Here is a 13,525-nt window from a genome sequence, read left to right as displayed (position 1 = left end):
GAAATTTCCTGAAATTCTCACTCACCTCTCTCGACCTGGGCAAACACCGACATCTCCGGAATATCCCCGTGGCGCGCGCGGGCTAGCCCCAACCGACGGCAAACGCCGCGCCGATCCCCCGGGACCGCCTCGCTCAGGCGCTGTATTCGCGGGCCACCCTGTCGATCCGCTCGGCGAGATCGAAGTCCTTGGCGCTCAGCGCGCTGCCCTCGTCGTGGGTGGTGAGCGTGAACGTCACGTTCCGCCACCGGATGTCGATGTCGGGATGGTGGTTCGCGTCCTCGGCCTCGCGGGCCGCGCCGTCCACGATGGCGATCCCGGCGAGGAAGCTCGGCGCCTCCACCGTCCGGGTGATCACATCGCCGCTCCGCTTCCACAGCGGCACCCGCACGAGCCGCCCCAGGATCTCGTCCTCCGACAACCGCGCCATGACGGCCCCCTCGTCTCCAGGCTGCTGCGGGCCGCACCCTCCGGCCCGGACACCCCCAGCCTAACCAACCCGGGGCGACCCGCCGGTGCCCGGCCGTTGACACAGCGTGACGACGGCCCGATCATCCAGTCACCGCGTCCACCGGCGACCCGCCGGTGCCCGGCCGTTGACACAGCGTGACGACGGCCCGATCATCCAGTCACCGCGTCCACCGTCGAGCTGACCCGGGAAACCCTTTGCAGACCCGCTGGCTGGTCCCGCCCGTGCTCGCCGCCCTCACGGCGGTGTTCTTCTACGGCCGCCACTGGGCGGCGGGGCCCTACCCCGAAGGAGTGACGTTCCAGGGCACCACGCGGCCTGACCGGGTCGCCCTCACCGATTTCGTCGACGCCCTGCGCGCGCGGGACACCGCCCGCCTCAAGTCCCTCGACGACACCTCCCCTGAGGCCACCGGGCAGGACATCAACGCCGCCGCCGTCTACCTCGTCGCCGAGTACTCGCGCCTTCCCGGACCCGTCACGATCACCGTCACCCATCCCTCCCCCACGTCCGACTCCATGACGGCCTGCCTTCACTTCCCCCCGGACCGCGACCTCCAGTTCGCCGGGACCACCGGACGCTTCCCCGGCTCGTCTTCGCTCTACTTCGCCGACGCCCATCACTTCGCCGACGACCTGGGCCCGTCCGACGCCCCGGCCTGCCCCGCCGTCTAGATCTCGCCCCTAGTACTCCGGGCCTACGGCACCCCTGACGAAAGTTGGGGACGGCCCCTCCCCTTCGCCCCAAGATCAGGGCCCCCTCCCGTCCGTAGCGTCGGGCACGGAAGAAGGGAGCCGGAAATTGATCACTCTGCGAGACCTGACCAAGCGCTACGGCGACGTGACCGCCGTGGACGGGCTCAGCGCCCGGATCGAACCGGGCCGGGTCACCGGGTTCCTGGGCCCGAACGGCGCGGGAAAGAGCACCACGATGCGCATGATCCTCGGCCTGGACGCCCCCACCCGCGGCAGCGCGCTGGTGGGCGGCCGACCCTACCGGGAGCTCAGGTGGCCGCTGCGCGAGGTGGGCGCGCTGCTGGACGCCCGCGCGGTGCACCCCGGGCGCAGCGCGCGCAACCACCTGCTCGCGCTGGCCAGGGCGGGCGGCCTGCCCGCCGCTCGGGTCACCGAGGTGCTGGAGACCGTCGGGCTCGGCAAGGCCGCGCACCGCCGCGCCGGCACCTTCTCGCTCGGCATGAGCCAGCGGCTCGGCATCGCCGCGGCGCTGCTCGGCGACCCGCCGGTGCTGCTGTTCGACGAGCCGGTGAACGGCCTCGACCCCGACGGCGTCCGCTGGATCCGCACCCTGATGCGGTCGCTGGCGGCCGAGGGCAGGACCGTGCTGCTGTCCAGCCACCTCATGAGCGAGATGCAGCTCACCGCCGACCACCTCGTGGTCGTCGGCCGCGGAAGGCTGCTCGCGGACACGACGGTCGCCGCGCTCGTCGCCGACGGCAGGGGCGTCCGGGTGACGTCGCCGGACGACGCGGGACTCGCCGCCCTGGCCGACCGGCTGCCCGGGGCCCGGAGGACGGCTCCCGGAACGCTGCACGTGGCGGACGCGTCCGTCGAGCGGATAGGCGACCTCGCGTACGAACTCGGCGTACGGCTGCACGGCCTGGCCGTCGAAGAGGCGTCGCTGGAACAGAAGTACATGGAGCTCACCGGAGACTCCGTCGAATACGGGGTGCCCGCATGACCGGACAGACGCGCGCGGCCTCCGCCGCGGAATGGACCAGGCTGACGACGGTCCGCTCGACCTGGTGGACGCTGGCGGCCGCGGCCGTCGTCATGGCGCTGACCTGCGCCCAGCTCGCGCTGATCCACGCAGGCGACAACACCGACGAGCTGACGGCGAACGACTCGGGCGTCACCACGGTCGGGGCCGTCGCGGTGGACGCCTTCAGCATGGGGCAGTTCGTCCTGTTCGCCCTAGCGATCCTGTTCGTGAGCGCGGAGTACGCCAACGGCGGCATCCGCTGGACGTTCCAGGCGGTGCCCGTGCGCGGCAGGGTCTACGTGGCCAAGGCGGCGGTGCTGGCGCCCGCGATGTTCGTCGCGGGCACGGTCCTGTGCGTGCTCGGCGGCTTCTGCGCCTACCCTCTGCTCGGCGAGTGGGGCACGCTGGACGGCCTCGTAGGCGACTCCCTGGCCATGGGGGTCTACTCGGCCTGCATGGGCGTGGTCTCCCTCGGGCTCGTCTTCCTCCTCCGCAGCGCGGCGGGCGCCTTGTCGGCGCTGTTCGTGCTGCTGATCCTGGTGCCCGTCCTCGCCATGGAAGCCGAGTCGCCCGTGGCGGACGCCCTTCCGAGCGTCGCGGGCACCGCCTTCATGACCGGCGCCTCCGACCCCTATCCCCCGGCCGCCGGCCTCACGATCGTCGTCGCCTGGACGGTCGCGGCGTCCCTGGCCGCCGTGTACGTCCTGCGCAGGCGGGACGTCTGAGCCGGGCCCCGGGCCCGGTCCGTCAGAGGAGGCCCGCCTCGTGGGCCCGGATGGCCGCCTGGACGCGGTTCGCCGCGTCCAGGCGGGCGAGGATCGAGCTGACGTGTGCCTTCACGGTGCCTTCGACGAGGTGAAGGCGGCGGCCGATCTCGGCGTTGGACAGGCCCTCGGCGACGAGCGCGAGAACGTCGCGCTCCCTCGGGGTGAGCCGGGCGACGGCGTCTCTGGCGCGGGCCGCGCGGGCCAGGCGCTCGCCGCCCAGGCCGTCGACGAGGCGGCGGGCGACGGACGGGGCCAGGCAGACCCCGCCTGAGGCCGCGGCCCGGACACCCGCCAGGAGGTCGCGCGGGTCGCCGGTCTTGAGCAGGAACCCGTCGGCGCCTTCGGCCAGCGCGCGGGTGATGTAGGCGTCCTCGGAGAACGTCGTGAGGATCACCACGGCGGTCTCCGGGGCCGTCCTGCGCAGTTCGGCGGCGGCCTCGAGGCCGTCCATCCGCGGCATCCGGATGTCGAGCAGCACGACGTCGGGCCGGTGCGCGAGCACCCCGGCGACCGCCTCGTGCCCGTCCCCGGCCTCGGCCACCACCTCAAGGCCCGGATCGGCGGCCAGCACGGCCCGCACCCCGGCCCGCAGCAGCGGCTCGTCGTCGGCCAGCAGCACCCGGACCCGCGCGTCCTCCCCCGCCGTCACCATGGAAAGCCCTCCGTGTAGGTCTGGTAGGCGGCCATCGCGGCCCCCAGCGCGCCGACGAGGAGCGCGGGGACCGCGACCGCCGCGGCGAGGCCCCGGCGGGCCGCCCTTCGCCCGGAGAGCCGGGCCGCCGCCAGCTCCGACTCCTCGGTTCCGCCGGGGGAAGGCTCCGGCTCCGGCGAGCGCGGGGGGACGTGCGGCAGCCGCGCGCGGACCGCGAAACCCTCGCCGTCCGGCCCCGCGGCCAGCGTCCCCCCGCTCAGCCTGACCCGCTCGCGCAGCCCGGTGAGGCCGTGCCCGCCCCCTGACGCGCCCGGCAGCGGCCCGGCGGGCGGCGGCCCGTTGACGACCTCCACGGCGGTCTCCGCGCCCGTCCTGGCCAGGTCGACGCGCACGGCGGCGCCCGGCGCGTGCTTGGCCGCGTTGGTCAGCGCCTCCTGGACGATCCGGTGCGCGGCCCGGTCGGCGAGCGCGGGCGCGGCGGGGCCGGACTCCGCGAGCCGCACGGCCATCCCCGAGCCCGCCGCGCGCTCCACCAGATCGGCGACGGTCTCGCCCGCGGGACGGGTCGCCGCCTCGCCCGGCCGGAGGATGCCGAGGATCTCCTGGAGCCGCTCGGTCGCGGTGGCGGCGCCCGCACGCAGGTCGCCGGCCGCGGCCCTGTGCCGTTCCGGCAGGTCGGCGCTGAGTTCCAGGGCCGCCGCGCGCAGGGCGAGCAGGCTCAGTTCGTGGCCGAGCGAGTCGTGCAGATCCGCGGCGATCCTGGCCCGCTCGCGCAGCCGTTCGCGCTCGCCCACGATGCGCTGCTCGTGCTCCAGGCGGCGCGCCCGCTCCCACCCCGCCTCCGCCAGGTCGGCGCGCAGCCGCAGGTACCTGCCGAGCAGCCAGGGCAGCACGCCCGCCACCACGAACCACCACGTCACGACGAACCAGGTCGCCGCGGGCGCCCCGTGCGCCAGGTTGAGCGCCGCGCCGCCGACGAACACCGCGCAGAGCGTCCAGCCGACGGGCCTGACCCGCTCCATCCGCAGCCCCGCGAGCAGGCTCAGCACCGGGATGCCGAACACGAAGTTCCCGTGCACCGCGGTCAGCGCGAGCACCACGGCCAGCGCCGCCGCGGGGAACCTCCGCGCCCCGGCGACAGCCCCCGCGAGCGCGGCGAGCCCGAGTGCCTGCGGCAGATCGCCCTCGACGGCCCCGTCCTGCCCGACGAGCGCGGCGCAGACCGGCGCGGCGAGCACCAGGAAGAGCGCGACGTCCTCCACCCGCTCTTTGCGCATGCGCCGAACCTACCCGGGCCCGGCGATTCGGGCCCACCGTCCACAGGTGACGCTCGTCGTGGTGCGCGCATGGAGAGGGCCGGATCGTCCTCGTCTCCAGCGGCTCCTACGGCCCGGCGAAGGCCGCCGACCTGTGGGAGGCCGGTAGCGAACCGGCCTCCCTTCCGCCGCTCGTCGCGCTCTCCCGGTAGGGCACTATTCGGTGGGCGAGGCCGTCGGCGTCACGGTCGGGGAAGGCGAGGCCGTCGGAGAGGCGCTTCCCGACGGGGACGGGCTCGTCGAGGGGGAGTCGGTCGGGCCGGGCTGCTCGGGGGCCGTCATCGTGGGCGCGACGGCGGGGAACGTCGGAGGGGAGTCGGGGAAGGCCGGCGACCCCGCCTGCGCGTCGGGGCACAGGGGGACGACCGTGCTCTCCATGCCGCCGGGCGCGCAGATCTCCTTGGGGTAGACGTTGGGCTGGAGGGGGTCGCCTCCCCGCTCGATGAAGCCCCACGCGTCCGGGGACGTCTGGATCGGCTCGCCCCACTGGTCGTACAGCAGGACGTCCTTCACCGGCTTCCCGTCCCTGGTGAAGACGTAGATGTTGGCGAGGTCTCCGAGGCTCGGCCCCGTCCCCTCGTACCCCGGCCCGTAGTACGCCCGCCCGTCCTCGGCCGTCGCGGCGAAGGCCATGCCCCCGAGCAGGGCGAGACCGGTCAGCCCGGCCACGCCGAGCACCGTCGCCGCGCGGCGCCGTCCGCCCCGTCTGGCCCTGCCGCCCAGCCACACCGAGACGGTGACCGCGCCGAGGAGCACGAGCGTGGAGAGCGGCCCGTCGGGCAGGAACGCCTGGTCCCGGCCCAGGATCGCGTTGAGGAGGAACGCGGCGAAGTAGCCGCGGGCCACCCACCACACGGGCCGCAGATCGTGGGCGACGTCGCGGGCCGCCGAGCCCCGCGGCAGGACTCCGTCCACGACGGTCTGCGTCCGGCGCTCCAGCGAACCGAAGAGGTCGCGAAGGCCGGCCCTCCGCTTCACCGGGACCGCGTCCGTATAGGCGGCGCGCAGTTCGGCCGCGTAAGCCTGCGGGGTGCCCAGGCGGTCTTCCAGGGGGCCGTCGTGTTCGGCGGCGACCTCGGCGAGGTGCTCTTCCAGGTCCTCCAGGAGCTCGTCCCGGTCGGTCTGGGGGATGTCGGCGAGGGCCGCTCGGACCGCCGCCGCGTACTCGGTGACCGTGCTCATCTCTTCTCCAGGAGGGTGTCCATGGTCCGGGCGAAGCGACTCCACGTCGTCCGGGAGTCCTTCAAGGTCGTGCGGCCCGTGTCGTTCAGGCCGTAGTACTTGCGGTGCGGCCCCTCTTCGGAGGGCACCACGTAGGACGTCAGGGCTCCCGCCTTGAACAGCCGCCGGAGCGTCCCGTACACCGAGGCGTCTCCGACCTCGTCCAGACCGGCCTCCCTCAGCCGCCGGACGACCTCGTAGCCATAGCTGTCGCGCTCATCGAGCACCGCGAGCACCGCCACGTCCAGCACCCCCTTCAGCAACTGCGTCGTGTCCACGCTTCCTCCTTCGCATTCCGAACTATTACGCATTCCGAAGTAGTGCGCAAGAGAGAAGCCCGCACCCCGGGGGGAAGGGTGCGGGCTCGGGTGGCGGTCCGGCCTCAGCCCGCGCTGAGGACCAGTCCGCTCGTGGGGACGCCGGTCCCGGCGGTGACCAGGACGTTCGCGACATCGGCCACCTGGTTGGCGGCCGTGCCGCGGATCTGCCGGACCGCCTCGGTGATGCCGTTCATCCCGTGGATGTAGGCCTCACCGAGCTGGCCGCCGTGCGGGTTCACCGGAAGGCGGCCATCGATCTCGATCCCGCCGCCGGCGAGGAAGTCACGCGCCTCGCCGCGCCCGCAGAAGCCCAGCTCCTCGAGCTGGTACAGGACGAACGGGGTGAAGTGGTCGTACAGGATGGCCGTCTGGACGTCGGCGGGGCCGAGGCCCGAGTCGCGCCACAGCCGCTCCCCCACGACGCCCATCGCGGGCAGTTCGGTGAGGTCGTCGGCGCCGTAGTAGCCGAACATCATGTACTGGTCCCGCGCCGCGCCCTGCGCCGCCGAGGCGATCACCGCGGGACGGTTCGGGAGGTCCCGCGCCCGCTCCGCCGACGTGACGAGGATCGCCACGCCGCCGTCGGACTCCTGGCAGCAGTCCAGCAGGTGCAGCGGGTCCACGATCCAGCGCGAGTCCTGGTGCTCCTCCAGGGTGATCGGCCTCTCGTAGAACCACGCGGCGGGATTGGTGGCCGCGTGGCGGCGCATCGCCACGGCGACGCGCCCGAAGTCCTCGCTGGTGGCGCCGTACTTGTGCAGGTAGCGGCGGGCGCACATGGCCACCCAGGCGGCGGGCGTGGAGAGGCCGTAAGGCAGATGCCAGGAGAACTCCAGCCCTTGCGAGGTCGCCCCGCGTGTGGAGGCGGTGGCCTGCCCGAAGCGGTGCCCCGAGCGCTCGTTGAACGCCCGGTAGCAGACGACCGCGTCCGCCTGGCCGGTGGCGACCGCCATCGCCGCGTGCGCGACGGTCCCGCAGGCCGCGCCGCCCCCGTACTCGACCCTGGAGAAGAACCGCAGCTCCCCGATCCCGGTCTCCCGGGCGACGGCGATCTCGGTGTTCACATCGGCCGAGAACGTCACGAGGCCGTCGACGTCGCCGGGGGCGAGCCCCGCGTCCCGGATGGCCCCGAGGACCGCCTCAGAGGCCAGCTGGAGCTCGGAACGGCCGGACTCCTTGGAGAACTCGGTCGCGCCGATGCCCGCGATGGCCGTCTTGCCGGACAGCGTCCGGTCGCTCGATCCGCTCATCGGAGTGTCACCGTCGCGTTGACGTGGTCGCCGAGTGAGACGGTCCCCCGGACGGTCACGGTGTCTCCTTCCCTGGTGCCGGTGAGCACCAGTGCGTCGCCCGCGTAGGCGGGGGCGCCGAGCCTGACCTTCATGCCGGCCAGGACGGCGTCGGGGTTGTGCTCCAGGACGTAGCGCTGGACCAGCCCCATGGTGGTGAGGATGTTGAGGAAGATGTCCTTGGAGCCCTGCGCGCGCGCGAGTGCCACGTCGTGGTGGACGGGCGTGAAGTCCCGAGTGGCGATGGCCGTGGAGATGATGAAGGTCGGCGTCAGAGGGATCTCCGAGGACGGCCAGTCCGAGACGCGCTCGGGAACCGCCTTCGGCTCGGGCGCCGGACGTCCCGCCGGACGCCACTGCGGGAGCGTCACCTCGTCGTCGACCTTCTCGAAGGTCAGCTCGACGGGCATCCCGACGGACACCTCCGACGGCTCCGCCCCCAGGACGTTCCCGATGATCCGGGGGCCCTCCTCCAGCTCCACGAGGGCGACCACATAGGGCGGGGTACGTCCGGGCACCGGTGGGTGATGGTGCACCACGTAGCTGTAGACGGTGCCCCGCCCGCTCGCCGTGATGTGATCGCGCTTGGTGGAGTTGCACGCCGGGCACATGGGGCCCGGAGGGTGGCGCAGTTCCCCGCACTCCCCGCACTTCTGTACGCGCAGCTCGCCCTCGCGGGCGCCCTCCCAGAAGAACTCCGTGTCCAGCCCTATCGCGGGCGCCGAGGGCTTGCCCTTGGGCCTGCGCTTGACGGGCTGGAACTTGAGCACCCGGAACAGCATCTCGGCGACGCGTTCCTCACCGACGTACCAGGTCTGGTACCAGGTGACGAAGTAGCCGAGCCCCATGCCGGTCTGCTTGGGCCCGACCAGGGAGCCGAAGCGCGCGGTGGAGCGCAGCCGCTCCCCCACCCGCACCGGCTGGTCGTAGGTGTGCTCGCAGTTGGTGGCGACCACGCCGGTGTAGCCGTTGGCGTTGAGCGTCTGCAGGATGTCGTCGGCCGCGGAGGGCTCCTTGCGGGAGACCAGGCCGGGCATCGACCACACCTGCGCCATCGCGGGCGGGGCCTCCTCGCCCCAGTCGCGGGTGTCGCCGAGCGCCTGCCGCCAGTTGCGGATCATCGCCTCGTTGACCGCGTCCTGCGGCGGTGGAGCGGGCTGCTCGCCCAGCGCGGCGAGCCTTTCGGCGAGCGCGGTGAGTTCCTCGTGCACGTCGGTCCTCCTACCGGGGCGCGCGCGGCAGGCCGAGGCCGAGCATCGCGATGAGCTCGCGCTGGATCTCGTTGACGCCGCCGCCGAAGGTGAGGACCACGGCGCCCTTGACGGAGTGGTCGACCAGGTCCATGAAGTGCGCGGTGCCCCCGTCGCCCGGGTCGCCGAACCTGGCGAGGGTCTCGCCGATGATCCGGCCGACGTCCTGCATCCGCTCCGAGCCGTAGATCTTGGTGGCCGAGGCGTCGGCGGCGCCGAGCCAGCCCAGGGCGGCGTTGGCGGCGACCTGCCAGTTGAGGAACTCGTTCACCCTCAGGTAGCCGTAGACACGGGCGAGCGCGCGCGCCACCGCGGGCTCTTCGATCGTCCCCGTGCGGCGCGCCCACGCCTCGAACCTGTCGTAGTGGTGGCCGATGTTGCCGGCCGGGCCGAGGGTGACGCGCTCGTGGTTGAGCTGGTTGACGATGAGGTTCCAGCCCTTGTTCACCTCACCGATGACGTCCTTCACCGGGACGTGGATGTCCTGGTAGTAGGAGGCGTTGGTGTGGTGCCGCCCGTCCATGGTGACGATGGGCGTCCAGGAGTAGCCGGGGTCCTTGCAGTCCACGATGAGCATCGTGATGCCCTTGTGCTTCGCGCCTTCCGCCGTCGTGCGCGCCGCGAGCCAGATGTAGTCGGAGTAGTGGCCGCCCGAGGTGAAGATCTTCTGGCCGTTGACGATGAAGTGGTCGCCGTCCAGCACCGCGGTCGTGCGCAGCGAAGCCAGGTCGGTGCCTGCGCCGGGCTCGGAGTAGCCGATGGCGAAGTGGCACTCTCCGGCGAGGATCTTGGGCAGGAAGAACGTCTTCTGCTCGTCGGTGCCGTACTCGATGATCGTCGGCGCGACGGAGTTGAGCGTGATGATCGGGTAGGGCACCTCGGCGCGGGCGATCTCGTTGGCGAAGATCTGCTGCTCCATCGGCCCGTAGCCGCGGCCGCCGTACTCGACCGGGAAGGCGACGCCGAGCATCCCGTCGCGGCCGAGCTTGCGGCAGTGCTCGATGTACGCCGAGCCGAAGGGGTCGCCCGCGATGCGCGCGCGGTCTTCGGCGGTGAGGCAGGTGGTGAAGTAGGTGCGCAGCTCGTCGCGCAGGGCCCGCTGCTCGTCGGTCAGCTCGACGAGGAGGCCGTCGCCCTGCGGGGTCGGGCCCGGCTTCTCGGCGGGGTTCTTGATGTGCCCGCCGAGCGTGTCCAGGGCCGCCTCGGCGCCGCCGAGGAAGTGCGCCCGGTGCTTGCCCTCGGCGAAGTAGCGGTGCAGCGGGTAGGTGACGTCGAGGCCGATGCCGCCGTGCAGGTGCTGGCAGGTGTACAGGGCCTTGGCGACGGGGTCCGCGGCGTTGTAGGCCGCGATGGCGAGCACCTCGTCGACGTCGGGCCTGCCGTGCGCGAGCCGCCACGCGGCGGCCCAGACGGCGACGTCGAGGGCGGTCCTGGCGATGTAGACGTCGCCGACCTGCATGGTGACGGCCTGGAACTCCGCGAGCTTGCGGTCGAACTGCTCGCGGGTCTTGACGTACTCGGTCGTCAGCTTCAGGGCGCCGTCGATGACGCCGGAGACGAGGGCGACCGCGCCCAGGGAGGCGAAGCGGCGCAGCGTGACGCCCGCGCCCGTGCCGACCCGTTCGCCGGGGGCGCCGGTCAGCTCGATCCGGGCGATCGGCTCCGAGGTGGCCGAAGGCTGCGCGGTGATGACCGCGTCGGAGGAGTTGACGAGGTACGCGTCATCCCCGACGGGAACAAGGATCCGCTCGGCCTGAGCCGCATAAGGCACGTAGACGGCTACACCCGTCAGACGCCCGTCGTCTCCGAGGACGATGTCCCCGCGCGTCCGGGGGGCGAAGGTGAGGAGCCGGGCGCCTTCGGCCACGGGGGCGAGCGCGGCCACCTGGGCCTCGTCGCCGTGCGCGGCGACGACCGCGCCCGCGGTGAGGACCGCGAGGCCGGGGACGGGCGCGACGGCCCTGCCCAGCTCGCGCAGGATCACGGTGTACTCCACCGCGCCCAGGCCCGCGCCGCCGGCGGCCTCGGGCAGCACCGCGCCGACCAGTCCGGTCTGCGCGAGGGCGGCCCACAGCGCGGCGTCGTAGGGCTCGCCGGAGCGCTCGAAGGCCTCCAGCCTTTCTGTGGTCGCCTCCTTGGCCAGCAGGTCGGTCGCGAGCGACCGCAGCTCCTTCTGGTCCTCATCGAGGTCGAAGTTCATCAGCGCCCTTCCAGGAGATGGGAACGGCCGGTCCGCGCGAGCTCCGCGCGCAGTGCCGTCACGTCGTCGGGGGTGAGCGGCCGGTAGGCGGTGCCGCGGCCGGGCCGGTACCAGACCGGGTCAGCGGTCAGCCACGCCTCGGCGGCGAGCGAACGCTTGACGATCTTGTTGGAGGCGGTGAGCGGAAATTCCCGGCATACCCGGACGAACCGGGGCACCCACTTGGGATTGAGCCGTTCGGCCAGCGCGGCGAACGCCTCGGGATCGAACTCCCCGGTCACGGCGAGCATCACCTGGTCGCCGGACGCGGTGTCGGGGACGCCGTAGACGGCGAAGGGGGAAGGCAGCTCCCCGAGGGCGCGTTCCACTTCCGCCGCGCCGAAGTTCTCCCCGTCCACGCGCAGCCGGTCGAGGGCGCGCCCGACGAAGAAGACATAGCCGTTCTCGTCGGCGTAGGCGTGGTCGCCGCTCCAGAACATGCCTTGCCGGGTCCGCTCGGGGGCGTCGTCGCGGTAGTAGCCGTCGAAGAGGCCCATGCCGGTGGTGGCGACGAGTTCGCCGGACACGCCGGGAGGGCAGGGCGCACCCGTCTCGGGATCGAGGATGGCGACCCCTTCGCCGAGCTTCCCGAGGGCGCCGGGCGGGCCGAAGGGGTCGGGACTGAAGGAGATGGCCGTCTCGGTGGAGCCGTAGGCGTCGATGACGTGGCAGCCGTACCGCTCGGCGAAGGCGGCCTGTTCTGCGGGGGCCGCCTCGTTGCCGAAGGCGAAGCGCAGAGGATTGTCGACCTTCTCGGGCGTCGCCATCAGGGCGTAAGACAGGGCCTTGCCTACGTAGTGCATGTAGGTGACGCCGTGCTCGCGCAGGTCCGGCAGCAGTCCGGAGGCCGAGAACCGCCGCCGCAGGACGATGTGGGCTCCCGCGGCGAGGGCGGGCGCGACGGCGGCCATGATGGCGCCGCTGTGGAAGAGCGGCATGGGGCTGTAGACCACGTCGGCGGCGTTCACGAGGCGTCCGGCGAGGTTCTCTCCGGGGACCACCACCTTGCGGTGGGTGATCCGGACGGCCCGCGGGTCCCCGGACGTCCCGGAGGTGAAGATCAGCATGAGCAGCGTGCCCGGGTCCACGGGGACCTCGGGTGCGGACGCGCCAAGGTGGGGGGCGAGCGCGGCGGCATAGGCGCCGTCCTCGTAGTCGACGACCTCCAGCCCCGCCTCTTTGCCCGCGGCCCGCGCGGCCTCCAGATGACCGGGCTCGGTGAGAATCAGGTCACAGTCGGACGTGCGCGCGTCGACCGCGAGGCGGTCCGGGGTGCGCGTGGTGTTGAGCGCCACGAGGACCGTTCCGGACAGCGCCGCGCCGCCCAACAAGAACAGCATCTCAGGGACGTTGTCGAGCAGGACGCCCAGATGGACGGGCCGGGCCGGATCCGCCGCGCGGAGGCCGCGCAGCCAGTGCGCGCGGACCGCGCACTCCCCGGCCAGCTCACGCCAGGTCCAGGTGCGCCCCTCGAAGGTGAGGCCGGGCGCGTCCTCTGCGCTCCGGGCGGCGAGCAAGGCGGTGACGGTGCTCAAGGAACCCCCTTCGTCCACCGGATCACGACGAAACTAGAACAGATTCTAGTTTCTGTCCATAGCGCACTTATGGCCCTCATGAACGTAGGTAGAACGGGCCGGAGCCGGGCATCTCGGGGGATAACAGGTTCTCGCGGGTGGCCCTAGAATGAGCGGTTGTGACTACCGATCCGGCTCAGGCGCCCACCCGGGCGCGCAGCCAGCACCAGCGCCGCAAGCGCATCGTGCAGGCGGCCGCCGCGCTCGCCTCGCGCGGCGGGGTCGAGGCGATGCAGATGCGCACGGTCGCCGAGCGCGCCGGGGTCGCCCTCGGCACTCTCTACCGCTACTTCCCGTCCAAGATGGACCTCGTGGTGGCCGTCGTCAGCGAGGAGATGGACCTCCTCGAAGGCAGCATGGAGCGCCGCCCGCCCGGCTCGTCCACGCCCGCCTCACGCGCGGTCGAACTGCTCATGCGCGCCACCCGCGGCCTGATGCGCGAGCCGGAGCTCGCCGACGCGCTCATCCGCTCGCTGCTGCTGTCGGACGTCAAGACCAACTTCGGGTCGCGGATGACCGGGATGCTGCTGCGCGTCGCGTCCGAGGGCGAGGCCACCGACGGGCAGCGCACCCTCGTCGGCGCGCTGAACAGCGTCTGGGTGATGGAGATGATCGAGATCCTGCGGGGCCACGCCACCCCGGAGGAGACGCACGAGCGCCTCGACGTGGCCGCCCAGCGGCTCCTCGCGGACTTCTGAGCCGTCGGCGG

The 13,525-nt window shown here is 72.7% G+C and carries 13 protein-coding genes and 1 pseudogene; 4 read left to right on the top strand and 10 right to left on the bottom strand.

Annotated elements, in window-relative coordinates; translation table 11 throughout:
* Positions 1–133: 133 nt before the first annotated feature.
* Positions 134–430, bottom strand: a complete 297-nt coding sequence (locus EDD29_RS03615; protein WP_123662253.1) for a 4a-hydroxytetrahydrobiopterin dehydratase — start codon at positions 428–430, stop codon at positions 134–136.
* Between the two features lie 236 nt (positions 431–666).
* Here EDD29_RS03615 and EDD29_RS03610 point away from each other — a divergent pair, with 236 nt between their 5' ends.
* The 3 genes from EDD29_RS03610 to EDD29_RS03600 all read left to right on the top strand — a co-directional run bounded on the left by EDD29_RS03610 (position 667) and on the right by EDD29_RS03600 (position 2,913).
* Positions 667–1,143: a hypothetical protein gene (locus EDD29_RS03610; protein ID WP_123662251.1), complete on the top strand. Its 477-nt coding sequence runs from the start codon at positions 667–669 to the stop codon at positions 1,141–1,143.
* A gap of 127 nt (positions 1,144–1,270) precedes the next feature.
* Positions 1,271–2,167, top strand: a complete 897-nt coding sequence (locus EDD29_RS03605) for an ABC transporter ATP-binding protein (RefSeq protein WP_123662249.1) — start codon at positions 1,271–1,273, stop codon at positions 2,165–2,167.
* Complete coding sequence (locus tag EDD29_RS03600) at positions 2,164–2,913, top strand: ABC transporter permease (RefSeq protein WP_123662247.1); 750 nt, start codon at positions 2,164–2,166, stop codon at positions 2,911–2,913. The genes EDD29_RS03605 and EDD29_RS03600 overlap by 4 nt, the downstream gene beginning before the upstream one ends.
* A gap of 22 nt (positions 2,914–2,935) precedes the next feature.
* On the opposite strand, the gene EDD29_RS03595 is transcribed toward EDD29_RS03600, so the two are convergent.
* The 9 genes and pseudogenes from EDD29_RS03595 to EDD29_RS03560 all read right to left on the bottom strand — a co-directional run bounded on the left by EDD29_RS03595 (position 2,936) and on the right by EDD29_RS03560 (position 12,777).
* Positions 2,936–3,607 (bottom strand): response regulator, encoded by a 672-nt coding sequence (locus EDD29_RS03595; RefSeq protein WP_123662245.1) that lies wholly within the window; start codon positions 3,605–3,607, stop codon positions 2,936–2,938.
* The gene (locus EDD29_RS03590) at positions 3,601–4,884 is read right to left on the bottom strand and encodes a sensor histidine kinase (RefSeq protein WP_148085866.1); all 1,284 of its coding nucleotides are present in this window, start codon (positions 4,882–4,884) and stop codon (positions 3,601–3,603) included. Before EDD29_RS03590 ends, EDD29_RS03595 begins: the two co-directional genes overlap by 7 nt.
* Before the next feature lie 195 nt (positions 4,885–5,079).
* Positions 5,080–6,105, bottom strand: a complete 1,026-nt coding sequence (locus EDD29_RS03585; protein WP_123662241.1) for an HAAS signaling domain-containing protein — start codon at positions 6,103–6,105, stop codon at positions 5,080–5,082.
* Complete coding sequence (locus EDD29_RS03580) at positions 6,102–6,422, bottom strand: PadR family transcriptional regulator (RefSeq protein ID WP_123662240.1); 321 nt, start codon at positions 6,420–6,422, stop codon at positions 6,102–6,104. The genes EDD29_RS03585 and EDD29_RS03580 overlap by 4 nt, the downstream gene beginning before the upstream one ends.
* Before the next feature lie 104 nt (positions 6,423–6,526).
* A complete protein-coding gene (locus EDD29_RS03575) occupies positions 6,527–7,714 on the bottom strand; it encodes a lipid-transfer protein (RefSeq protein ID WP_123662238.1) in 1,188 nt (395 codons plus the stop codon).
* Positions 7,711–8,964, bottom strand: a complete 1,254-nt coding sequence (locus EDD29_RS47560; protein ID WP_123662235.1) for an OB-fold domain-containing protein — start codon at positions 8,962–8,964, stop codon at positions 7,711–7,713. Before EDD29_RS47560 ends, EDD29_RS03575 begins: the two co-directional genes overlap by 4 nt.
* A gap of 10 nt (positions 8,965–8,974) precedes the next feature.
* Positions 8,975–10,117 (bottom strand): acyl-CoA dehydrogenase family protein, encoded by a 1,143-nt coding sequence (locus EDD29_RS46180; protein WP_425455007.1) that lies wholly within the window; start codon positions 10,115–10,117, stop codon positions 8,975–8,977.
* Positions 10,118–10,213: 96 nt separating this feature from the next.
* Positions 10,214–11,203 (bottom strand): annotated as a pseudogene (locus EDD29_RS46175) (acyl-CoA dehydrogenase family protein); the annotation flags it as partial.
* A complete protein-coding gene (locus EDD29_RS03560; protein WP_123662231.1) occupies positions 11,203–12,777 on the bottom strand; it encodes an AMP-binding protein in 1,575 nt (524 codons plus the stop codon). The gene EDD29_RS03560 and the pseudogene EDD29_RS46175, both read right to left, overlap by 1 nt.
* Before the next feature lie 158 nt (positions 12,778–12,935).
* Between EDD29_RS03560 and EDD29_RS03555 the strand changes: the two genes are divergently transcribed.
* On the top strand, positions 12,936–13,514 hold the full coding sequence (locus EDD29_RS03555) for a TetR family transcriptional regulator (RefSeq protein ID WP_123662229.1): 579 nt from the start codon (positions 12,936–12,938) through the stop codon (positions 13,512–13,514).
* The last annotated feature ends 11 nt before the right edge of the window (positions 13,515–13,525 follow it).

Origin of the sequence: Actinocorallia herbida (assembly GCF_003751225.1) — a bacterium.
In the GTDB taxonomy this organism is placed as follows: Bacteria; Actinomycetota; Actinomycetes; order Streptosporangiales; family Streptosporangiaceae; genus Actinocorallia; species Actinocorallia herbida.
The sequence above is the reverse complement of the archived record's forward strand: the minus strand, read 5'-3'. Positions and strand labels throughout refer to the sequence as shown.